Origin of the sequence: Halobacillus litoralis (genome assembly GCF_020524085.2) — a bacterium.
Classification (GTDB): Bacteria; Bacillota; Bacilli; order Bacillales; family Halobacillaceae; genus Halobacillus; species Halobacillus litoralis_E.
Genome location: NZ_CP129016.1, coordinates 1,110,137 through 1,131,880, shown reverse-complemented (window position 1 = coordinate 1,131,880; position 21,744 = coordinate 1,110,137). Strand labels below are relative to the sequence as shown.

The 21,744-nt window shown below is 45.7% G+C and carries 19 protein-coding genes, 1 pseudogene and 2 riboswitches; of the genes and pseudogenes, 3 read left to right on the top strand and 17 right to left on the bottom strand.

Annotated elements, in window-relative coordinates:
• Positions 1-73: 73 nt before the first annotated feature.
• Genes LC065_RS05885 through LC065_RS05860 form a run of 6 tightly spaced genes read right to left on the bottom strand, consistent with a single transcriptional unit; the run spans position 74 to position 7,144 of the window.
• Entirely contained in the window at positions 74-1,513 is a 1,440-nt protein-coding gene (locus LC065_RS05885; RefSeq protein WP_226593145.1) for an aldehyde dehydrogenase family protein, read from the bottom strand.
• Positions 1,510-2,574 (bottom strand): homoserine dehydrogenase, encoded by a 1,065-nt coding sequence (locus LC065_RS05880; RefSeq protein ID WP_226593147.1) that lies wholly within the window; start codon positions 2,572-2,574, stop codon positions 1,510-1,512. The genes LC065_RS05885 and LC065_RS05880 overlap by 4 nt, the downstream gene beginning before the upstream one ends.
• Positions 2,571-3,767 (bottom strand): M20 metallopeptidase family protein, encoded by a 1,197-nt coding sequence (locus LC065_RS05875; RefSeq protein ID WP_306163806.1) that lies wholly within the window; start codon positions 3,765-3,767, stop codon positions 2,571-2,573. The genes LC065_RS05880 and LC065_RS05875 overlap by 4 nt, the downstream gene beginning before the upstream one ends.
• An 11-nt stretch (positions 3,768-3,778) precedes the next feature.
• A complete protein-coding gene (locus LC065_RS05870; protein ID WP_226593151.1) occupies positions 3,779-4,972 on the bottom strand; it encodes a cystathionine gamma-synthase family protein in 1,194 nt (397 codons plus the stop codon).
• On the bottom strand, positions 4,953-5,927 hold the full coding sequence (locus tag LC065_RS05865) for a cyclodeaminase (RefSeq protein ID WP_371933445.1): 975 nt from the start codon (positions 5,925-5,927) through the stop codon (positions 4,953-4,955). The genes LC065_RS05870 and LC065_RS05865 overlap by 20 nt, the downstream gene beginning before the upstream one ends.
• Positions 5,928-5,941: 14 nt before the next feature.
• Positions 5,942-7,144: a M24 family metallopeptidase gene (locus tag LC065_RS05860; RefSeq protein WP_226593154.1), complete on the bottom strand. Its 1,203-nt coding sequence runs from the start codon at positions 7,142-7,144 to the stop codon at positions 5,942-5,944.
• A gap of 188 nt (positions 7,145-7,332) precedes the next feature.
• Here LC065_RS05860 and LC065_RS05855 point away from each other — a divergent pair, with 188 nt between their 5' ends.
• Together LC065_RS05855 and LC065_RS05850 are read left to right on the top strand one after the other, a co-directional pair.
• Entirely contained in the window at positions 7,333-8,553 is a 1,221-nt protein-coding gene (locus LC065_RS05855) for a threonine synthase (RefSeq protein ID WP_306163805.1), read from the top strand.
• A 108-nt stretch (positions 8,554-8,661) separates the two neighbouring features.
• Positions 8,662-10,416, top strand: coding sequence for a methyl-accepting chemotaxis protein (locus LC065_RS05850; RefSeq protein WP_226593158.1), 1,755 nt, complete (start codon positions 8,662-8,664; stop codon positions 10,414-10,416).
• Positions 10,417-10,580: 164 nt separating this feature from the next.
• On the opposite strand, the gene thiE is transcribed toward LC065_RS05850, so the two are convergent.
• The 5 genes and pseudogenes from thiE to thiW form a co-directional block, all read right to left on the bottom strand.
• Positions 10,581-11,195: a thiamine phosphate synthase gene (gene thiE / locus LC065_RS05845; protein ID WP_226593160.1), complete on the bottom strand. Its 615-nt coding sequence runs from the start codon at positions 11,193-11,195 to the stop codon at positions 10,581-10,583.
• A complete protein-coding gene (gene thiM, locus LC065_RS05840) occupies positions 11,192-11,950 on the bottom strand; it encodes a hydroxyethylthiazole kinase (protein WP_306163804.1) in 759 nt (252 codons plus the stop codon). Before thiM ends, thiE begins: the two co-directional genes overlap by 4 nt.
• Positions 11,941-12,753: pseudogene (gene thiD / locus LC065_RS05835) on the bottom strand (bifunctional hydroxymethylpyrimidine kinase/phosphomethylpyrimidine kinase). The gene thiM and the pseudogene thiD overlap by 10 nt, the downstream one beginning before the upstream one ends.
• Positions 12,750-13,436, bottom strand: a complete 687-nt coding sequence (gene tenA, locus LC065_RS05830; RefSeq protein WP_226593166.1) for a thiaminase II — start codon at positions 13,434-13,436, stop codon at positions 12,750-12,752. The pseudogene thiD and the gene tenA overlap by 4 nt, the downstream one beginning before the upstream one ends.
• Positions 13,437-13,478: 42 nt before the next feature.
• Positions 13,479-13,584, bottom strand: a riboswitch (TPP riboswitch).
• Positions 13,585-13,589: 5 nt separating this feature from the next.
• A complete protein-coding gene (gene thiW, locus LC065_RS05825; RefSeq protein ID WP_226593168.1) occupies positions 13,590-14,078 on the bottom strand; it encodes an energy coupling factor transporter S component ThiW in 489 nt (162 codons plus the stop codon).
• Between the two features lie 93 nt (positions 14,079-14,171).
• A riboswitch (TPP riboswitch) is annotated at positions 14,172-14,281 on the bottom strand.
• Between the two features lie 108 nt (positions 14,282-14,389).
• On the opposite strand from thiW, the gene LC065_RS05820 reads away from it, so the two are divergent.
• The gene (locus LC065_RS05820; RefSeq protein WP_226593170.1) at positions 14,390-14,926 is read left to right on the top strand and encodes a DUF3221 domain-containing protein; all 537 of its coding nucleotides are present in this window, start codon (positions 14,390-14,392) and stop codon (positions 14,924-14,926) included.
• 22 nt (positions 14,927-14,948) lie between these two features.
• On the opposite strand, the gene LC065_RS05815 is transcribed toward LC065_RS05820, so the two are convergent.
• The 6 genes from LC065_RS05815 to ku form a co-directional block, all read right to left on the bottom strand.
• Positions 14,949-16,619 carry a PucR family transcriptional regulator gene (locus LC065_RS05815; protein WP_226593173.1) on the bottom strand — a complete coding sequence of 557 codons (1,671 nt, stop codon included), beginning with the start codon at positions 16,617-16,619 and terminating at the stop codon, positions 14,949-14,951.
• Positions 16,620-16,636: 17 nt separating this feature from the next.
• Positions 16,637-17,602, bottom strand: coding sequence for a threonine/serine dehydratase (locus LC065_RS05810; protein ID WP_226593175.1), 966 nt, complete (start codon positions 17,600-17,602; stop codon positions 16,637-16,639).
• A gap of 260 nt (positions 17,603-17,862) precedes the next feature.
• The gene (gene asnB, locus LC065_RS05805) at positions 17,863-19,368 is read right to left on the bottom strand and encodes an asparagine synthase B (RefSeq protein WP_226593177.1); all 1,506 of its coding nucleotides are present in this window, start codon (positions 19,366-19,368) and stop codon (positions 17,863-17,865) included.
• A 211-nt stretch (positions 19,369-19,579) separates the two neighbouring features.
• Positions 19,580-20,227: a Fic/DOC family protein gene (locus tag LC065_RS05800; protein WP_306163803.1), complete on the bottom strand. Its 648-nt coding sequence runs from the start codon at positions 20,225-20,227 to the stop codon at positions 19,580-19,582.
• Positions 20,181-20,360, bottom strand: coding sequence for a hypothetical protein (locus tag LC065_RS05795; protein ID WP_226593180.1), 180 nt, complete (start codon positions 20,358-20,360; stop codon positions 20,181-20,183). The genes LC065_RS05800 and LC065_RS05795 overlap by 47 nt, the downstream gene beginning before the upstream one ends.
• Positions 20,361-20,434: 74 nt before the next feature.
• Entirely contained in the window at positions 20,435-21,271 is an 837-nt protein-coding gene (gene ku, locus LC065_RS05790) for a non-homologous end joining protein Ku (RefSeq protein ID WP_226593182.1), read from the bottom strand.
• Between the last annotated feature and the right edge of the window lie 473 nt (positions 21,272-21,744).

The following is a 21,744-nucleotide window of genomic DNA, read 5'->3' as shown; positions in this document are numbered from 1 at the left end:
ATTACCTCCTTTTGTGGAGGCATTCCCCTACCAAAGAGATAACAAACACAAACGTACGGACTAGGCTGCCTTTCTACTCATCAAGATGGAAACAAACGACTTTTTGTTCCGTCATGGATTCTATGCTAAAACGTACACCTTCACGACCGATGCCGGATCCTTTCGTACCTCCGAACGGCATTTCATCAATTCGATAATCGCTGCTGTCATTAATCATGAGTCCACCTACGTCCATTTTCCTTATGGCTTTAAAAGCTTGGTTAATATCGTTTGTGAAGATTCCAGCGTGCAGTCCATAATTCACGGCGTTGGATTTTTCAATGGCTTCATCTAAATCAGTGACAGGGTTTACAATAACCACAGGTCCAAAGATTTCTTCAGCCATGACTTTCGCATCTGAAGGCACATGGCTCAGAATGGTAGGAGAATAGTACGCTCCGTCTCGGACCCCACCTGCTTCTATTTGTGCTCCCATCCCTAACGCTTCATCGACCCATTCGGACACACGGACTGCTTCTTTTTCATTAATCATCGGTCCTACATCTGTTCTTTCATCCATTTTATCGCCGACCTTCAGTGCTTCGGCAGCTTCCACCAGTCCATCGATAAAAGCTGGATAAAGTTCTCTAGCCACAAAGATCCTTTGAACACCGATACAATTTTGCCCTGCCGCTGAAAAAGCACCCGAGCAACAAGCATGAACAGCCTTTGAAAGGTCTGCATCACTTAAGACAATGACCGGCGAGTTTGATCCTAGTTCCATGCTTATTTTTTTCGTTCCTGCTTTGCTTGTAATGGCTTCTCCGGCATCCGATCCCCCCGTAAAGGAAACCATTTTGACGGCCGGGTGTGTAACTAGTACATCGCCGAGTTCCTTTCCTGACCCAGTAATAACAGAAAGGTACCCTTCAGGAAGTCCAGCTTCTTCGAATACCTCTGCTAATTTCAGTGCACTTAGAGGTGTGGCTGATGCAGGTTTGAGGACAATCGCGTTCCCTGAAGCTAAAGCTGGCCCTATTTTATGTGCAACTAAATTGAGCGGGTCATTAAATGGAGTGATGGCTCCTACCACTCCCATAGGAAAACGTTGATAATACCCGACTCTTTGTTCGCTGCCCGGATTTTGATCGAAGTTAATGGTCTCTCCTTTCAACCTTCTCGCTTCCTCTGCGCTGATCCGGATCGTTTGAATGGCCCGTGAGACCTCTGAACGAGCTTCGGTAATCGTTTTACTGCCTTCACTTGCAATGATTGCAGCAAACGCTTCGTGATCCCTCTCCATGTAATCAGAAACTTTACTTAGTATGCGGATCCGTTCATGTGTAGGAATGGGATCTCTCATTCGAAAAGTGCGATCGGCGGTTTCAATAGCTTCAACCATATCCTCCTTCGTCGCAGAGGGAACAGTGGCCAGCACTTCATTATTCTGCGGGTTGCTTACATCAAAACTGTGTAACCCTTCCCGCCACTCTCCCCCGATAAGCATTTTATAACTCTTCACCTTCGTCGTCATGAGTGACTCCCTCCTCCGATTATGATTCCCTGCTTCTGTTTATGGCAATGAATCAGGTCGATCAACAAGGAAAACCCCGTTTCCTTTAACCCTGCCCCTGCGCCTGTAAGCATGATCGGACCAGACAAATCACATTCATAGACGATCGCATTGGTTGCACCACTAACACGAGCTAATAGATCATCCTTTTTTATGCGCTCCGGTTGTACAGTTGCCTTCACTGTGCCTTTGTTTTGAGAAATACGTGCGAGCAGCTTCCATTTTTCTCCGGCCCGTTCCGCTTCCTGGATATCTTCTACTGATAAACCAGTAATCCCAGTGCAGAAAATTTCATCCGGGTCGAGATGAACTCCATACACATGGTTCGATAAGATAGCTGCTTTATACCTCACATCGTAAGCCTCAAGATCACTCGTCGGATCGGCCTCTGCATAACCAAGGGCTTGGGCTTTTTCTAATGCTTGATTCAATGTCATTCCACTTTCCATAGCGGTAAGAATATAATTGGTCGTTCCATTCAATATCCCTCTGATTTCTTTAATTTCATTGCCAGCTAAAGTTTCTAGCGGAAGCCTTAGCGCCGGCGTACCACTCATGACTGTTCCTTCGAAACCGAAAAACACGTCATGTTGATTCGCCTTTTCAGTTAATTCTTGATAGGCGAGAGCGACCGGACCTTTGTTTGTTGTTATGACACTTTTTCCTGTCTCAAAAGCACGATGGCAGTGAGTGAGCGCAGGCTCACCGGTTTTGACATCGGTGTAGGTTACTTCTATGATGATATCCGCCTGTGATTTCTCTATCGTTTCTACACTGTTCCATCCTTTAATCGTCCGACTGGATGACGGATAGGATTCTACAGATCCCGTTCGTTTTACACACTCCAATACCTTCGAAACATTTAACCCATCTGGTTGGAAAATGGAGCCTTTCATGACATCTGATATGGCCACGATTTCCACATCGAGTCCGTAACTTTGCTGTAGTTCCCGGTGTTTTTCCTCCACAATTTCCGCAAATGCCTGGCCTACGCCTCCAAATCCGATCATGGCTATTTTCATCTCGAATGGACTCCTCCCCGCTCAAGTATTAAATAAGCACTCTCCAAAAGCACTCTTACACCAATCGGCAATGAATGTTCATCAATATCAAAATCTGATTGATGGAGACTCCGTTCATTTTCTAGACCGCAACCAAGGAAAAACATCGCTCCCGGTATTTTTCTAGTGAAATGACTGAAGTCTTCACTCCCCATACCAAAGGGTTCTTCATACATTTCCAGGCCGTATGCCGCTTCCTTAATGATCCGGTTGATTCTTGAATCGTTGATTAAAGAGGGTTCCCCGCGATGGATATGAAGAGAATATTCTCCTCCGAGCGCTGAGATGAGATTGGCGGCTTGATGAATTTCCTTGCCTAACGTTTCTCGGACATCATCTTTATAAGATCTTAGAGTGCCTTTAATTTCTACCATGCCTGGAATGACGTTGTTGGCGTCACCCCCGTGCACCTGTCCGACGCTGATTGTCCCTACATCTTGCGGATCTACCTTTCGACCATTCAGACTGTATAACGCCTGCAACACATAAGTCGCCATCCATATAGGGTCTTTCACATGCTGCGGATATCCTGCATGGCCGCCGATTCCTTGAATACTCAGATGAAATTCGTCATTGTTTGCCATGCTCGGTCCATCATTCCATTGGATTTCACCGGATTTTCTCCAAGGGCACATGTGTAGGGATAAAATGGCATCCAGGTGATGAAGCTTTCCAGATTCCAACATTTTCATCGCACCGGTTTCCCCTTTTGCATCACAACTTTCTTCAGCTGGCTGAAAAATCAGTTGGATCGTTCCTTGAAAACGTCCGGCCTTTGCATCTTCCGCCAACAGCTGTGCGATGCCGAGCAAAATGGCCATATGCGCATCATGCCCACACGCATGCATCACGCCTGGATATTGTGAAGCCCAGGGAACGTCCGCCGTTTCCGTGATGGGTAAGGCGTCCATATCCGCACGAATCCCAACAACAGGGCCCTCCCCATGGCTGACGGTGGCAATGATTCCATAGCCTCCGACATTCTTTTCGATTTCAAATGCCCGGAAGCTTTCTAATATTTCTCCTAACTTTTCACTTGTTCGCTTTTCCTGAAAGCTTAGTTCAGGGAAGCGGTGGAAGTCCCTCCGCCACCCCACTAAGTCATCCAAAATCTGGTCTGAGCGCAAAGTGAGATCCGAATTTTCGGTCTTCACATCTTCCCTCCTCACTTCTTCACATAAGTGTGTAACGATTGGAAAGCCTGTGAAAGGTCATTTTTCAAGTCTTCAATATCTTCAATGCCAGCGGAGTAACGAATCAAACCTTCTGGAATACCCATAGCTGCACGCTCTGCAGGAGTGCATTCCACATGACTTGTCGTTCTCGAAGGCCCAACAACGGTTTCTACTGAACCTAGGTTTGCAGCACGGTTGGCGAATTGCAGCTTAGGTAACAGATCTCGCACAGTGGCTACCCCGCCTTTCACAGCAAAGCTGAGCATCCCGCCATACCCTTTCATTTGTTGTTTTGCAATCTGATGATTCGGGTGAGAAGCGAGGCCGGGATAAAAAACGTCTTCAACCAGGTCGAAAGTTTTTAAATGTTCCGCAATTGCTGCGGCATTTTTATTTTGCTGCTCCACTCGAAGTTTCAGTGTCTTCATGCCTCTCAAAAGCAAATAAGCCGCCATTGGATCAAGGGTAGCTCCGTTAATTTCCCTGTAGTGATAAATCGCTTCGACTAAGCTCTTCCTGCCACATACGGCTCCTCCTAAAGCATCGGCATGCCCGCCTAAAAACTTCGTCGCACTATGGATGACAAGGTCGGCTCCAAGATCAAGAGGGTTTTGATTCACAGGTGTAGCAAAGGTATTGTCTACAACAACGGTTGCTCCTACGGCCTTGCCGGCTGCAGCCATCCGTTTGATATCGGTAATTTTCACTGTCGGATTCGTCGGGCTTTCTAAATAGAGCACCTTGCACCCTTTCGCCACTTCAGCTTCCAATGCATCATGATCTCCTGTTTCACACAGGACGACTTCCACTTGCTGTTTTGGGAGAAATTCTGTAAAAATTTTATTCGTTCCTCCGTACGTATCTTTGATGGATACCACACGATCTCCAGGGAAAAGTAGTGTGCCAAGCGTATTACTAATCGCGGCCATCCCTGTGGAAAAGCTTGTAGCCGCTTCTGCATTTTCTAAAATGCGGATTTTTTCTTCGAAAGCCTGAACAGTCGGGTTTGTATTCCTTCCATAAATGTGTCCGGGCTTATTGCCGACTGCTACTTCATACCATTCATCCATGTCGTCATAACCAAAAGAAACACTGTGAACGACAGGCACTTGTGTCGCTCCGAAAGCAAGCTGTTCTTTTTCACCGGCCCAAATTGATTTTGTGCTAAACTTCGCGTCTTTCATCCGTAACGCCCTCCCAAGCTAATAGTCGATGGTACACATGTCTTGCAATCGCTGTATCCTGCACACCTGTTCCAGTTAAATCACAGATCGTAATCTCTTTATCTGATTGTCGGAACAACTGCCTTCCACTCGTCACTTCCCCGAGCTCTATCGCACGGTCCTGCTCCTTTAGTGACGAACGCAACTCTCCCAAACGGACGGACTGAGCTTTCACATCACAGACGATGACATCCGCTTTCTCCATAACAGAGGCGTCCAATTCTTGCTTATGCTCTGCGTCTGACCCCATAGCCGTGATGTGAAGTCCCGGTCTCATCCAATCTCCATAGATGAACGGTTCCTTGGATGGTGTCGTGGTCACAATAAGATCGCTTTGTCCTACGACTTGTTGTACGGAATCACAAACGGTCAGCTGAAGCCCCAATTCCTGCTCCATCTCTTGTTTATACTCCAAAGCTTTCTCACGTTTTCTCCCATAAACGAACACCTGCTCAATAGGACGAACCAACGTAAGCGCTTGAAGCTGAAGACGCGCTTGAGACCCGGTACCAAGGATGCCTGCAATCCGGCTGTTTTCCCTGCTTCCATATTGTGCAGCCACAGCTCCCGCAGCTGCCGTTCTCAAATCTGTCAGCCGTCCTTCATCGGCCAACACCGCGAGTGGCTCCCCCGTAAGACTATTAATAAGGATCATAAGCCCGTTTGCGCTCGGAAGCCCTAGAGCTGGGTTATTAAAAAATCCAGAAGAAAGCTTCACAGCAAAACTGTCTTCACCTTTGATGTAGGCGGACTTGATATCCACTTCACCATTATGATCAGGCACATCCACTCGCATGATCGGTGGCATCGTTGTTTCTTTCTCCACTAATGAGGTGAAGGCTGTTTCCATTTTTTTAATAAGATCTGTGTCGAGACGAATGACCTTTTCAATATCTTTTCGCTCAAAAAGTCTAATTTCCCCTACCCCCTTCAGCTGATTTGTCCGCTTAAATCCATACGATCACGGATGATTAACTCCTGCGGATAAGTGGTGAAACGCTCACTGCCAGACTCTGTAACTCTGAAGGTTTCACTGATTTCAATTCCGTCCGTATCGAACCATAGAGCCGGAATCAGATGAAACGTCATATTGGGCTGCAGGACAGTCGAGTCCCCTTTTCGAATACTCGCTGTATGCTCTCCCCAATCTGGTGGATAATTGAGACCTACGGAATAACCTAAACGGGCCTCCTTTTCATAGCCATGCTTTTTAATACTCTTTCTCCACACTTCTTCAAGTTCTCCACAGGTTACCCCAGGCTTTGCCGTGTTGAGTACATTCTGAATACCTTCCAAAACGACTGGAGCCACTTGTTTCATCTTTTCATTCGGTTCCCCGATGGAAACGGTACGGGCAAGAGGGACATGGTAGCGCTTATAACACCCAGCCAGTTCGACAATGACAGCATTGCCTTTCACAAAAGGCCTGTCTGACCAGGTCAGGTGAGGTATAGAAGTATGATCCCCTGTCGGGAGCAGTGGTACAATCGCTGGATATTCTCCACCAAACTCCGGAGTCCCTTTGACGATGTGGTAGTAAATTTCAGCGGCAGTATCACATTCCCGTACGCCTGGATAAATGCTTTCCACCCCTTTGGTCATCGCTAAGTCCGCAATTTGCGCTGCCCGTCTCATATACTCGATTTCCTGATCAGACTTAACGATCCGGACACCATTCACAAGCAGGTCAGCATCTTGGAAGGTGGCGTTCGGCAGGCCCCTTTTCAACCTTTCCATAGCTTTGGCGGTAAAGTAGTAATGATCCTTCTCAACCCCGATTTTCCTCTTCCCTTGACCGATCTGAAGCAGAATATCTGAGATGAAATCCATCGGATGATAAACATCTGAGTGAACATAGTAGTCCGGATAAGCAATGACATTTTCATCATAGATCCACGTCGTCACCCGTGCACCGTTCGCATCCTGATAACGGCCAATCCATAGCGGCTGTGGTTCATCAATGATAATCACAAGCATTTGGTGTACATAAAAAGACCAGGCATCATAACCAGAAAGGTAATTCATGTTTGCCGGGTCTGTAATCAAAAGCACGTCAATTCCTTGATCAGCCATACGTTTCTTCGTCTTTTCCAAACGCTGGTGATACTCTAAAATGTCAAAAGGAAGAACCATCTCATCCCCTCCGCGCTATTTTTCTGAATTTTTAAACTACTGTACTTTCATTGTATTCAAAGATATTTTTTCTTGTAATGTAAAAAGTGTATGAAGTTTTGAGGATGTCCTTAGTACAATGTCGTCACAAACCTTTCCATCAACTTCTTATGTTAAGATACGAATAACCGGATAGAAGGAGGATAATGATGACATACAGTTACTTATCTCATTTGTACTGCCCGAAATGTGAGGAAACCTTTAAAGTAAACGAACCTCAGCATCTATGTACATGCGGATCTCCTTTACTCGTAAGCTATGATATAGACACACTGAAAGAGGCGTGGACTCCTGCGCAACTGAAAGAGAGAAGCCCCGACCTTTGGCGTTACCATGAACTTTTACCACTCCTGGACCCTACATACAAAACTACTTTAGGAGAAGGCATGAGTCCGTTGATCCCTCTCCCCACTCTTCAAGCAGACATGAATATCCGTACACTGCATATGAAAGATGAAGGCATTATCCCTACTGGATCGTTCAAAGCAAGAGGTGCTGCGGTAGGCGTATCGAAAGCGAAAGAACTGGGAGTGAAAGAACTCGCTATGCCGACGAATGGGAATGCCGGAGCCGCCTGGTCCTTATATGCTTCAAGAGCATCTATGGATTCGACCATCGTCATGCCCGTCGACGCACCGAAAATCACTCGTAACGAATGTGCGCTATCAGGGGCGAACCTTTTTCTCGTGGACGGACTCATCAGCGATGCTGGTAAAATCGTAGCAGAAGCTGTAGAAAAATCCGGGCTCTACGATGTATCCACACTAAAAGAGCCATACAGAATCGAAGGAAAGAAAACAATGGGGCTGGAAATTGCCGAACAATTAGGATGGAACGTTCCAGATGTCATCCTCTATCCAACAGGTGGTGGCGTCGGATTAATTGGCATTCATAAAGCATTGAGAGAATTACAGGAGCTTGGTTGGATTGCTGAAGACCGGATGCCAAGGCTCGTAGCTGTCCAATCTGAAGGCTGTGCTCCGATCGTGGAAGCATGGCAGCAAGGGCGTAGGGAATCATCATTCTGGGAAGATTCTGAAACGATTGCGTTCGGCATCAATGTACCAAAAGCTATTGGGGATTTCCTCGTTCTTGACGCTCTATATGAGACGAATGGATGTGCTGTATCCGTCAGCGATCAGGAACTGTTGGAAGAGCAAAAAAGAATCGCACAAAAAGAAGGGGCCTTTGTCTGTCCAGAAGGAGCTGCAGCATTTGCTGCTGCCAGAAAGTTAAGAGTAGAAAACTGGATTTCTGCAGAGGATGAAGTGGTCGTACTCAATACAGGGGCAGGAATTAAGTATCCAGATACGGTTCATATCGATATACCTGTTCTTCACCCTGGGGACAGTCTGCAAAGCAAGGTTTAAACTTTCCACACGAAACATTTACAAATTTTGTGCCACGTATATAAATCCATCCCCTTCTTCCGATATTAAGGAAAAGAGAGAAAAGACACAGAAGAAGGGGTTTGGAGTATGAGAAGCTTTTGGAAAATGAACCGGACAATCCGGGCAAAGGTATTCATTATGGGATTGTTGCTTTTGGCTATCCCGTCATTAATTATTGGATTGATCGGCTACCAGTCCAGTAAAGGAAGTCTTGATGAACTTGGAAAGACAAACCTGAAAAACAGTGTAGAACAAGCGGTGGACATGATTGAAATTGCAAATCAATCGGTTCAGGCAGGGAACCTCTCCCTGGAAGAAGCACAAGAAACAGTAAAAGAACAACTCCTCGGACCCATGCAGGAAGATGGAACTCGTCCGATCAGTTCAACTATTGACCTTGGTGAAAACGGTTACTTTTTCGTGTTGGATGAAAAGGGAACCGAATTAGCCCACCCTTCCCTTGAAGGGGAAAATATATGGGAATCCCAAGACTCAAATGGAGTCATGGTCGCACAGGAGCTTATCGCAAATGGAACCAACGGAGGCGGTTTCACCTATTTTGAATGGCCGTTGCCGGGGGATCCTGACACCGTTGCCCCTAAAGTATCCTACTCCCTTTACGAACCATCTTGGGGCTGGATTATCGTCTCAGGCACATACATGATGGATTTCAACAGCGGAGCCAGTCAGATCTTAAACACATTATTAATCACGCTTGGAGTATCGTTGATTTTAGGTGCCATCATCATATGGTTCTTCTCCAATCGCTTAACAAAACCGATCAAACAGTTATCTGACCACTCTACAAGGATTGCTGAAGGAGATTTCACCGCAGCCGACCTTCAAGTGTCGAACAAGGACGAAATAGGCGTGCTCGTGGAAAATTTTAATATAATGAAAAACAACCTGAAGGCGCTGATCCAGTCTGTTTCTGCTTCTTCAGAACAAGTGGCAGCCGCTTCCCAACAATTGAATGCCAACGCGGAAGAAAACTCACTTGCGGCAGAACAAGTAACCACAGCTATTCAAGAAGTAGCAGCAGGATCTGATCAACAGATGGACAATGCCAATGAATCTTCCGAATGGATTCATGATATATCATCAAATATTCAAGCCATTTCCACACAAATGATCGACCTCTCAGCAAAGTCGAATCAGACCGCTGAAACATCCGGATCAGGAGAGAATCTTATTCATACTGCCCTACAGCAAATGCATGAAATCAATGATCATACCAATACCACAAGTGGTACAATTCAGGTTCTCGAGAAAAAATCCAATGAAATTGGCAAAATCGTATCTCTGATTACAGATATCTCTGAACAGACGAACTTGCTCGCGTTGAATGCAGCCATTGAAGCAGCTCGGGCAGGTGAACATGGAAAGGGCTTTGCTGTAGTAGCCGAGGAAGTGAGGAAACTGGCCGAGCAGTCCAGTCAATCGGCGAATCACATCATGGAGCTGGTACATGATATCCAACAAAAAACCCATGAAGCCGTCCAGTTTATGAATAAAAGTGATGATGCTGTCAAATCCGGGGTGAATGTGGTCGGAGAAGCTGAACAAACGTTTAAAACGATTACGGCAGATGTCCATGATCTGTCTGGAGGGATGAACGATATCACAGGATCCATCCAATCGATGACTCATCATATTCAAAGTCTCGTAGAGTCTTTTGAAGCGGTTAAGAACTTTGCTGTCCAGGCTTCGGAACAATCCCAGCACGTGGCCGCTACGACAGAGCAGCAAAATGCATCCATCCAGGAGATTACATCTGCGAGTGAAACATTAGCTCAAGAAGCTGGCAATCTTCAGGAACAAGTCAGTCGTTTCAGATACTAAGTCCAACATATCTTCAGCTATACAGCTATTAGAATTTGATTGGTGGAAGACTTAGGTTTAATAGTCATCAAAAACCTGGGAGTAAAAAGGTTTGTGTGTGAAGTGGGACTCATCCTACTTCACAGCATAAAAGGAACTCATGCTTCGGCATGAGTTCCTTTTTGCTATATCGCTTGTACAACTGCCGGTATATCCGTCGCGTGTGTAATGGCTGAAATGACAGCGACTCCGTCTGCTCCTGCTTCCATCACTTTATCAGCATTTTCAGGTTGAATGCCTCCAATACCTACTACGGGCATGTCAGGAAACGCTTTTTTGACGACCTTCACCCATTCAGGCCCTGCTACAGGGTTGGCGTCTTTCTTCGTGGTTGTCCTGTACATCGGCCCCACACCTAAATAGTCGACAAGGTGGACAGGACTTTGCTCTAATTCTCTCCGATCGGATACTGATAATCCAATGATTGCATCTGGATATTTTGAACGAATCTCTTTCACACTTCGATCACTCTGTCCCACGTGGATTCCATCGGCTTTAAGCACATCAAAAAGTTCAACGTCATCGTTGACGATAAATGGAATGTCTGCTTCAGCACAACGTTGGCGGATCTTATGGCCGAGACTGTACTTCGCTTCTCCAGTTCGTGCCCCTTCCCCTTTTTCTCTATACTGAAAGCATGTAATTCCGGCTTGGATCGCTTCATCCAAAATGCTCAATGGATCTTTGTTACAGTTTTGACTGCCCATAACGAAGTATTTTCTAAGAATAGAAGCTTTCATGTTTTATCCCCCATGGATAAAGCATCGACAAACCTCGGAATGAATGTCCCTGGTCCTTTCACATCAGGATGAGCCGCAGCATGTTCGGCCGCCCGGCCATAATGGCTTAATGTTCCCAAAACCTTCACTTTAGGCTCACCTTTTACAGATAAGCCTGCTGCAAGCAAGGAACCTAACAAACAGCCGGATCCTGTAATTTGAGCAAGAAGCGGGTGACCCGTTTCGTTGACAAAAACCTCTCCTCTCATGCATCCGAGATCCCTTTCACCTGTACAGACGGCTCCAGTTTGGTATTTTTCTGCTACCAGGCGAACGATGGATTCAAGGTCAGCTTTCCCTGTTGAGTCTACCCCTTTCGTTTCCACATCCTGACCGACGAGATGGGCGAGTTCCCCGGCATTCCCTTTAATGACGGTCGGCTTCACCTCCTGCAAGATTCGCTGGCATGCCTCTGAACGATAGCGGGTTGCAGGGGCGCCGACAGGATCGAGGACGATCGGAATGCCGATCTCATTCGCTGCTTTCCCTGCAAGAATCATCGCTTCCACCTTGTTTTCATGAAGCGTCCCGATATTCAATAAAAGCCCTTGAGACAATCGGGTGACATCTTCAACCTCCTGTTTAGCAGTAGCCATAATCGGGGATCCGCCGAAAGCAAGAAGTCCGTTCGCTGTAAAATTCATGACGACCGAATTCGTAATGTGATGGATCAGTGGCCGTTTTTCTCTTACTCTATCGATAACACTTACAGCCATTTGTTGAAAACCTCCTCACGTAAAGCAAAATGATTGGTCGGTCCGCTTCCTTTTCCTAAGTTGAAAGAGTGGCGAATCGCTTCTGTTACAAAGTATTTGGCTTCTTTGACAGCTTGTGGCAAAGCGTGCCCCTAGCTCAGGTAAGCCGTAATGGCTGCTGAATACGTACACCCTGTGCCGTGCGTATTTGAAGAATCAATACGTTCGGATTCAAATTCATAGACACGCCCGTCATCATATAAAAAATCAACCGCTCTTCCATTAAGATGGCCCCCTTTCACAAGGGCCGCATCCGCACCTAAGTCTTTCACGATTGCTTCAGCCGCTTCTTTCATATCTGCTTCAGTTTCAATTTTCCCTCCAACAAGCACTTCCGTTTCCGGAATGTTGGGAGTGACAAGCGATGTCTTTGGTACAAGATATTCTTTCAAATAGCGCTGGTCTTCTTTTTCAATCAACGGGTCCCCACTCTGGGCAACCATGACAGGGTCCATGACGTAAGGAGCCTCTACCTCATCCAACCATTCACTAATGACTCTCATCATATTCTTGTTTGCAATCATTCCTGTTTTCAATGCATGAACAGGCATGTCTTCAGAAATAGCTTTCAGTTGACTCATAATAAAGTTTTCCGGGAGGTGGTGGACATCCTTCACACCTGTCGTATTTTGAGAAACAACTGAGGTCACAACACTCATGCCGTAACTCTTCAGCTCCTGGAACGTTTTCAAGTCTGCTTGAATACCCGCTCCTCCGCTCGGATCTGTTCCGGCGATCGTCAACGCACATGATACTTTCGTCATCTCACACCCTCCTTTTCACAAGGCCATTGCTCTTGTGTGTAAGCCATATCCCAAAAGGCGTATTCCAGCTGACAACTTTTTCGGAAGGCTTCTCTCATCCGGTGCTTTTCCAGTTCAGACGCACGTTCAGCACACTGATCAAGCCGTTCACATAACACTGCCGTCAGACTCTTCACTTCCGTATTGGCATAAAACTCAATCCACGGGAGGAAGGGGTGATCAGGTTCTGGATGATAGGTGTTCATCAGCTCCATCCCGATTTCATAATAGGTCCAAGGGCACGGGAGCAAAGCTGCTACTATTTCACCCAAGTTTCCATGATGGGCATGAAAAAGCATATGTTTAATATAGTGATCAGCGGTCGGCGGCAATGGATACCCTTGCAGTTTTTCATAGGGAACGCCAATTTGTTCACAAAAATTGTTGTGAGGGTGAACTTCACTGTTTAATACAAAATCGATTTGTTCATTAAACAATTGAATGTCTTCCCTGCAAGGAGACTTGGAAATCGCGATTCCATAGACGTGCATAAAGGCATTCAAATACTCATAATCAGCCTTGATATAGTGAATGAGGGCTTCTTTTGGAACCTCCCCTTTTCCGATGCCTTGGATAAAAGGATGGGAGAAGATTCTTTGATAGATATCCTGATTTTCTTTTCTTAATTGATTGGAAAAAGACATGATAGAGCCTCCTATTATTCTCGGAAGCTACTAGAGGACAGAAGGGGATTGTTACTACTTCCCTCCGCCGGCATGACCCGGATCAGGTATTGAGGGACCAAGGAATATGTCCTTATCTCAGCGAATACTCGCGCCCCTAGCAGTTTCCGTGTATTATGGTTGTAAGATCATCTTTTCAACTTTCACTCGTGATAAAATGAAGGCAGCAATCAATGCTCCCGAGACACTGCTTACGACAAAAGAAGGAACAAACGCAAAAACACCAGCTGAACTTCCCATCAAGACATTTGCAATCGGGACAGATGCCAAAGCCCCGATGACTCCAGTGCCCAGCACTTCACCAATCACCGCAGAACTTTTTCTTTCAAACATCCGGTAACAAAGCCCTGCCAACAATGCACCAAACATTCCGCCCGGAAAAGCAAGAAAGGTGCCGAGCCCTAATAAAAAACGTAAGAGCCCGATGACAAAAGCAATCATGACCGCCGGGACGGGTCCAAGCACCACCGCCGCGACCACATTAACCGCATGTTGGACAGGATAAGCTTTTGCAATTCCAGCCGGGAACCAGAGAAATTGAGCCCCGAGCGTTCCAATGGCAACAAGTACAGCCATCGTTGTGAGTAACTTTGTGTTTTTCATATTCCACCACCTTTCCGTATGGGAGTTGAATGGAAACAAATAAAAAAGCCAGATCCTTAGAGGACCTGGCCTGGTATGCAGTAAGTCGATACACGTATCGTCAGACTACTTCCCTCCGCTGGCATTAACCAGATCAGGTTCGTAAGAGTCAGAAAGCTTGCTCGCTTTCCTCTCAGCCCATTCAGGCTCCCCTAGTAGTTTCATAAACTTATTCGCTTGGTGATTTTCATCATAACAAAGTTGGATGTTTCTGTCATGTGAAACTTTTCCTCCCGATCAAACGTCAACAAAAGAAGATAAGGAGTGTGGGAATGATGAAAATGAGATGGATGCTTGGTATATTCATGGTTTTCTTTTTATCCCTTAGTGCATGTGGACTCTCAAAGACAGAAGAAGTAGACCAGAATGAAGTGGAAGCAGAAGTCTCCGATCCGGACATGAGTGGATTTGTGATGGATCAAGAGGAGGATAGCATCCTGGTTGTCACCCCGATGGATGATGGATCAGGGGAGGAAGGACGTGCCATGTGGGTATCTGGAGCTCCTGAAGGCTTGTGGGTCGGCAAACAGGTCGAAGTCTGGGTGGACGGAGATATCGCTGAATCCTATCCCGAAAAAGCCACTGCTGAAAAAGTCCAGGAGCTCGAAATGAGTGAAGTGCAGGGAGCGGATTTAAAAGCTTCCGAGGCTCTTTCTACAGCTTTATCCGAGACAGAACCAGAACAGACAGATGTGCTGATCGTTTCTCTGCTTTCTTTTGATGAAGAATCCGACCAGTGGACTGTCAAATTGGACCGACGTGGGACAAATCAGGGCGAATGGAAAACGACCGTCAAAGATGAAAAATAGAGCGCTATCCTGAGGGAGCGCTCTATGCATCCACTTTTTTCAAAAGCCATAACCTTACGCTAAGCTCCAGCAAAAAGAGGTCATCAGCATTGAGAAGAGATAGTCCGGTCAAATGTTCAATGTTTCTCAATCTGTGCAGCAAAGATTGCCGGTGCAAATTCAGCGCACGGGCCGTCTGGCTGACATTGCTGTTGTATTTATTGTAGACCATAAACGTATGAATCAGTTCTGTCTGCCGTTTCTGATCATAATCTATCAGCTTTTCTAATGTATCTGAAACAATCGCTCCGATTTCTTCTTCGTGGGACAGCGCCATGAGCAGGCGATTCATTCTTGTATCACTGAAAAACGTCCGCTCCCCTTCTTCATGCTGCTGACCGATTTTCAAAGCCGTTTCCGCCTCTTCATAGCTTTTATGAAAAAACTGATACCCACCTTTATGACAGGAAATACCCCAGCTAATCGTAATCCCTTTCAATAACTCATGAAGCCTCCGCTCAATCAGATCGAGAAACTGATTCGCGGTTTCGCCGTAATCCAGGCGATCCGTTTCCAAATATACGATCACCTCCCCTTCATCAAAAGTGGTCATCGTCCTCCTGTGCAGCGCATCCCCTGCATGGGTGACTTCCTTCTGAATGTAATAATTCCGACTGTTGATCGATGACGATTTGACTTGAGGCATCGTTGAAGAGGAGCGTTCCTCCTCCGGCTGTACGAAACGGATGTGGCCGACAAGACAAATATAGGGCTTCTCCAGGTCATAGCCAAGCAGCTGTGCTTTTGATAACAGAGCTCTGTCCATTTCCCTCTCCCGCTTGGCTAAATCAAGCAAAAAGTTATCCTTAAGCCTTATTTCAGTCATTTCAATGGCGTTCTCTTTTACGAAATATAAGGCACAAGCTGTCAGCGCATGCTCCAAAATGTGAAGGTTCACCCATGTTAGATCCTTTTCGTCCTTGGGCTTAAACAGGATATATCCCTGTTTCTTATAGTTCGATAAAATGGTAAGCTGATAGCATTTCTGATCTCCTATTTCGTAGGTTTCAATGTAATGGCGGAGCGGGTGATCACTGTCCATTTTTGTTTCCACAAGGATCCCTTCCTGGGAAAGTTCATGCCCATTTAAGACATCGATATAATAACGGTCAAAGTACTGGTTCGCCCGGATCTGTTTGTTATGATCACTGATGGCCGTCGGAATGCCTGTGTTCTGGTAGATGATTGATGTGATCTCCTGCAGCCCTTTTCCATTCAGGACACAGTTGATCAACTCCTGTCGAATCTCTTCCGTCCGTTGTTGCTCCTGGCGGTTTTCCTCACTGATCAACCTTAAAACGTCCTGTAAAATATCTCCGAACCGGACCTCCCATGGAATTTCCATCACGATCAACTCGTGTTTCTCCGCAAGCTTTAACACACGGTCGGGAATTTTGTACAAATGACGCCCAGTGGCAAAAGCCAGCACAGAAGCCTCCGATCGGATGACATCCTCTACATACCCTTCCAGTGCCAATACATCGTCCCCACAACCAACCCCTGTACTTAGTACAAATTCATTATTCCTCACAAAGTTCTCCACAGGTGTTTCAATCACCGAGATCCAGTCCACCTGGCGATTGTACACATCTGTCTGCACTTTTGCTTTTTCAAGAACTGGAAGTTTTAAGACTGCCTCCACCGCAACCCCCATCTCCACTCCTCCCCCACTTACGATTTAGCCAAAAGATCTGTAACCACATCATGGTCGATATTGTTTCCACTCATGACCACAACCACATTTTCCCCTCGTAGCTCATTACAATGAAGGACGTGCCCGATTCCCGTTGCGGCCGCTCCTTCCACGACCATCTTATGGTGCTCAAGGATGAAGATCAGTCCTTCTTCAATGTGTGCCTCTTCCACAAGCACTCCCTTATCCATATAAGCTTTCGTCATTGGAAATGTGTAACGGTTCTCTGTCCCGATTCCTCCAAGCAGGCTGTCTGCCAAGGTATAAGACTCCTCAAGAATCACAGGTTTACCCTTCGTCAGACTTTCCTGCATGACGGCCCCCTTCTTCATCGTCACTCCTGTTACTTGTATAGAACGTTCAATCGACTTCATTACAAAAGCAATACCGGACAACAATCCACCTCCAGACAAAGGAATAATCACTTCATCCACCTCAGGACACTGTTCCATAATTTCAAGCGCGATTGTACCCTGACCGGCAATGATTTTCCGATCATCAAAAGGCTTGATAACTGTCATCCCTTCCTCTCTTTCCAATTCAGTACACCGTGCTTCTGCTTCATCTTGACTGCTTCCGACGACTTCCACCGAAGCGTTCAATTTTTTCAGACGGTTCACCTTCGCCTTCGGAACACGATTCGATATACACACCGTACAAGGAATTCCTAACTCTGCTGCTACATACGCAACAGAAATCCCGTGATTTCCTGTTGAAAAAGTGGTCACACCTTTTTTTAAATCCTTATCTTCCAAAGATAAGATTTTGTTTGCTGCCCCTCGGAGCTTAAATGAACCCGTCGGGTGGGAATGCTCCAGCTTCAAGTGAACGTGCCCCTCTATGTGCTCAGAGAGAGGTTCTGAATACAGGATAGGAGTGGGATGGACAAACGAAGATATGCGCTTCCTCGCTTCCCAAACATCTCTGAAGGAAAGGCTGCTCATTCATAACGTCCTCCTTCTATAAAATCTGTGGTCTTGAGTTTAGAATATTCAGTTATTTTTATTATAGTGGAACAAGCTCTTATGTTTAAAGAGTTAACCTCTATATTTTCACTCGGGTCAAGCGGTGTTCTTTGGTGTGAGACTTTCACCCTTTGATGGTATGCGGTTTTCCTTTGACGCGATTCGCTCTTCCCTTGGCGCGTTTCAATCGAAAATAAAGCATCAAAAAGGACAGATGCGCTTGGCATCTGCCCTTTTGGTTAAGCCGTAGCCCATTTGCCTACGGTATGGAGCATTTTTTCTTCTGGGAAATGATCTCTGAACATTTGATAATAGAACATTTCCTGCTTGGATCTTATATCAACTGGTGCCTCCGTTTGCACCTTTTCAAAAGTTTCATCTGTAATGGTTCTTTCTGCATGAAGGTCAAGCAAGTCCAATGCGCCGCTTCCTTCTGAGAACTCTGCTTTCTTACGCCATAATACTTCATCAGGAATGATGCCGTCGAATGCTTTTCGAAGCAGCCATTTTTCCATGCGGTCTTTTTTGTGAACTTTCAAACCGGCAGGGATCTGCAGGGCATTCTCCACAACATCCAAATCGAGAAATGGCACGCGAAGTTCAAGCGAATGCGCCATGCTCATACGATCCGCGCGCTGTAGGTTAACGTGGTGAAGAGTATTCAACACACGAATGATCTCCTTGTTCATGGATGTAGTATCCTGGTATTTTTCCATATATGCATATCCAGCGAATAATTCATCGGCTCCTTCTCCAGATAAAATCACTTTTACGTGTTCGGATGCGAGCTTTGACACGAAGTAATTTGGGATAGCACTACGGACAAGGGAAGGCTCGTAAGACTCCAGATGATAGATGACATCCGAGACAGCCTCAATTAATTCTTCTTCCGTATAAATATATTCATAATGCTCGGTTCCAAGCGCTCTGGCAACCGTGCGAGCGTTGATGATATCTGCACTGCCTTCCGACCCGACACAGAACGATTTTAAAGGCTTGCCCCCTTGTTTCTGCTGGTCAGCGATGGCGGCAATCAAACTACTGTCCAACCCACCACTCAGCAGTACGCCTACTTCAACATCTGCCATCAGTCTTTTTCGTACCGCTTCGTTCATGGTTTCTTTTATAGAAGTGAATACTTCATTCATTTCATGTTCCGTGTAAGATTCTTGCGGAGATTGAATCTCCCTATAGCAGACAAAGCCGTTTTCCGGAGTAAAGTAGTGTCCATGAGGAAATTCCTTCGCCTCATCCACAAAAGATTCGATTGCTTTCAATTCAGATGAAAAGACATACTGACCGTCGTGGTCCTTCCCGTAATAAAGCGGCTTGATCCCAAGTGTATCCCGAGCCACAACAAACGAATCATTTTCCTCATCTGCGATGAAAAACGCGAACATTCCATCAAGCTGATGGATGGCTTCCGGTCCTTGCTTTTCGACTAATTTCAGAGCTACTTCACTGTCTGACTTTGTAAGAAAAGAGACATCTTTCGCTAAGGATTCTTTAATGGCTGCATAATTGTAAATCTCACCATTACACACGATCCAACGTTTTTTATCTTCGTTATGAATCGGCTGGATGCCATCTTCAAGACCGATGATTGATAAGCGGCGGTGTCCAAGACGAACACGATCGGTAACCACTGATTTCCCTTCATCTGGACCACGATGGTAAAGCAGATCCAGCACCTCATTCATTTGTTTTTCACTCATCTTCCCTTGGGTCACGAAAATTCCACACATAAGTTATAAAGACCTCCTAAGTTTGCATGCATGATTTGCATACGACTCAGGCTACGCCCTTTTTGATTGTTCATCAAATCGGGTTTGTAAGCAAATGTAAGCAAAACAAGCGAAATCCAGAAAAAGGAGTCACATAGAATAGACATTCGCGGAATGGACCTTCATTCAGATAGAATCCTCTTCATACATGCAAAAAACCTCCAGCCTGGTTTTATGCTGAAGGTTTTTGATAGGTAGATAAGGAATGACTGATCACTTGAGCAAGCGGACGCACATCTTTGACAGAGTGAACACTTGCCTGAAAGATTTCCTCAGGAGGTACCGCTGACCAATCCAGATGATATCCTGCTTCCAATGCTAAGATGCGAATGAACTCTCGTAAACTTCTCCCATTTCCTTCTCTGAACGGATGGAGAACATTAATTTCTGACATGTAGTAAACCAATTTCTCTACAACCATGACCCTGCTCATACTTTTCCAATCTTCTCTCATCAGCTGTTGAAATATGGGCTCAGCTGCATCGTGAATGAACCTGGCCTGAGCAAAAGAGAACCCATCTTTGGTAATGTTCTCTGTTCGAATTTCTCCAGCAAAAGGATAAAGATCTGAAAAAAGGCGCGCATGGATCTTCTGTAAATGACGCAAGTCGAAATCCCCTTCAATCGGCGTGGATTGAAGCTCAGCAAGCCTTTGTGCCGTAAACATCGTCTCCAGGGCTGTCAGTTGTTTCTCATCTTTAATGTCATAATGGTTGATTAATACATTGGATCCTGGATAACAATACTTCGACTTTTCATTCCCGTACCTAGTGTTAGGCATGACGAGCCAGTTCCAACGCCCGTGTGACGAACTCCTCATGAGAGATCTCCCCTGTCAGGCACTGTTTCACAAGCAATTTCTGCTTCTTGCTCAAGCGGTCTCCCTCGACAGCAAGAGAAGCCAAGGCCGGACGCATAAGTAATTCCACTTCTTCCTCGGAACGTACGGTCATCAAATCCCTCCGAACTTTAATCATACTCTCTACATTATACTACAGATGGAGGTTTTATAGACGATGAAACCCTGTCAGGAAGTCTTTTTCTTGCCAGATGTCGTCGTCTTTTTCTTCGTTGTTTTCTTCTTCTTGGGCCCTTTTGTTTTCTCTAACGATTTTTCCAAAGCATCCATTAAATTCGTTACGTTATCCGGCTTCGGCTTATCTTTAGCCGTTGTGACTTCCTCATTGTTTTTCTTCGCTTCAATCAGTTCCATCAGCGCCGTTCGGTATTCATCTTTATATTTTTCAGGATCGAATTCCGCCGTCAACTGATCGATCAACGTAACAGCCGTACTCAATTCTTTCTTACTTAACTCTGTTTCTTCAGGAACATTCGGCACATCCTGGACGGACCTGACCTCATCAGGATAATGGATGGTTTCCATGACAAGCGTATTCTCATACACCCGGACAATCGCCAGTTGTTCCTTGGAGCGGATGATGATTTTAGCAATCCCGATCTTCTCCGTATCTCCAAGCGCCTGACGAAGGAGACTGTATGCTTTCGATCCTCCTTCGCTTGGAGAAATAAAATAACTCCGCTCAAAATATATCGGGTCAATTTCTTCTAATTTTACAAAATCGATGATTTCAACTGCTTTATCTTCCTGTTCTTTCTTCAACTGTTCCAAGTCTTCTTTATCTAAAACGACAAACTTGTTCTTCGCATATTCATAAGCTTTGACAATCTCTTCACTCTCAATATCCCGATCACATACCGGGCAGCGTTTCTCATATTCGACTGGTGATTTACATTCTTCATGAAGCTGACGCAGTTTAATGTCCTTATTCTCTGTTGCTGCATGCAGTTTCACCGGAATATTCACTAGTCCGAAACTGATGGTCCCTTTCCACATGGTGTGCATCCCGATCACTCCTTTTTCCTATAGGTTTCACGATATCCACGAAAAATATGTTTCTTCTCTATGGATAAACTACATAAAAAAAGCCTAACCTATTCAACTAAATGGCAGGATTGTGTAAGACTCCGTTTCAAGATGTTTTCCGGGATTCGTTACCCAGGTTGAGCGTAAGGGATGGCTGGGAAGCTACTCGCTTTCCTGCGGGGATGACGGCAAGCCATTCCCGCGGGAGTCTCGTAGCTTCCCAACCACCCCATTCTTAAGAGGGGGTAAACGAACCCCTGTACCAAGTAGGATGGTCTTCCACTATCCAACGGTAAGAGGTGTAAAGCTCTCTGGATCAAACTTTTACGTATTGTGGTGGTGGTCTGATCATCCACTCCCCACAATCATACGATCTGACCTTTTAAGAGTGGTTTCGAGAATCTCCCATGGCAAAGGGGCGGAGGGAAACGGTGAGACTCCTATGGGACGTG

Bases quoted from the DNA above. Each gene is read 5' to 3' on its own strand.
- LC065_RS05885 (WP_226593145.1), bottom strand. From the start codon at position 1,513: ATGACGACGAAGGTGAAGAGTTATAAAATGCTTATCGGGGGAGAGTGG.
- LC065_RS05880 (WP_226593147.1), bottom strand. From the start codon at position 2,574: ATGAAAATAGCCATGATCGGATTTGGAGGCGTAGGCCAGGCATTTGCG.
- LC065_RS05870 (WP_226593151.1), bottom strand. From the start codon at position 4,972: ATGAAAGACGCGAAGTTTAGCACAAAATCAATTTGGGCCGGTGAAAAA.
- LC065_RS05860 (WP_226593154.1), bottom strand. From the start codon at position 7,144: ATGGTTCTTCCTTTTGACATTTTAGAGTATCACCAGCGTTTGGAAAAG.
- LC065_RS05855 (WP_306163805.1), top strand. From the start codon at position 7,333: ATGACATACAGTTACTTATCTCATTTGTACTGCCCGAAATGTGAGGAA.
- LC065_RS05850 (WP_226593158.1), top strand. From the start codon at position 8,662: ATGAGAAGCTTTTGGAAAATGAACCGGACAATCCGGGCAAAGGTATTC.
- thiE (WP_226593160.1), bottom strand. From the start codon at position 11,195: ATGAAAGCTTCTATTCTTAGAAAATACTTCGTTATGGGCAGTCAAAAC.
- thiM (WP_306163804.1), bottom strand. From the start codon at position 11,950: ATGGCTGTAAGTGTTATCGATAGAGTAAGAGAAAAACGGCCACTGATC.
- tenA (WP_226593166.1), bottom strand. From the start codon at position 13,436: ATGTCTTTTTCCAATCAATTAAGAAAAGAAAATCAGGATATCTATCAA.
- thiW (WP_226593168.1), bottom strand. From the start codon at position 14,078: ATGAAAAACACAAAGTTACTCACAACGATGGCTGTACTTGTTGCCATT.
- LC065_RS05820 (WP_226593170.1), top strand. From the start codon at position 14,390: ATGATGAAAATGAGATGGATGCTTGGTATATTCATGGTTTTCTTTTTA.
- LC065_RS05815 (WP_226593173.1), bottom strand. From the start codon at position 16,619: ATGGGGGTTGCGGTGGAGGCAGTCTTAAAACTTCCAGTTCTTGAAAAA.
- LC065_RS05810 (WP_226593175.1), bottom strand. From the start codon at position 17,602: ATGAGCAGCCTTTCCTTCAGAGATGTTTGGGAAGCGAGGAAGCGCATA.
- asnB (WP_226593177.1), bottom strand. From the start codon at position 19,368: ATGTGTGGAATTTTCGTGACCCAAGGGAAGATGAGTGAAAAACAAATG.
- LC065_RS05800 (WP_306163803.1), bottom strand. From the start codon at position 20,227: ATGAGGAGTTCGTCACACGGGCGTTGGAACTGGCTCGTCATGCCTAAC.
- LC065_RS05795 (WP_226593180.1), bottom strand. From the start codon at position 20,360: ATGACCGTACGTTCCGAGGAAGAAGTGGAATTACTTATGCGTCCGGCC.
- ku (WP_226593182.1), bottom strand. From the start codon at position 21,271: ATGCACACCATGTGGAAAGGGACCATCAGTTTCGGACTAGTGAATATT.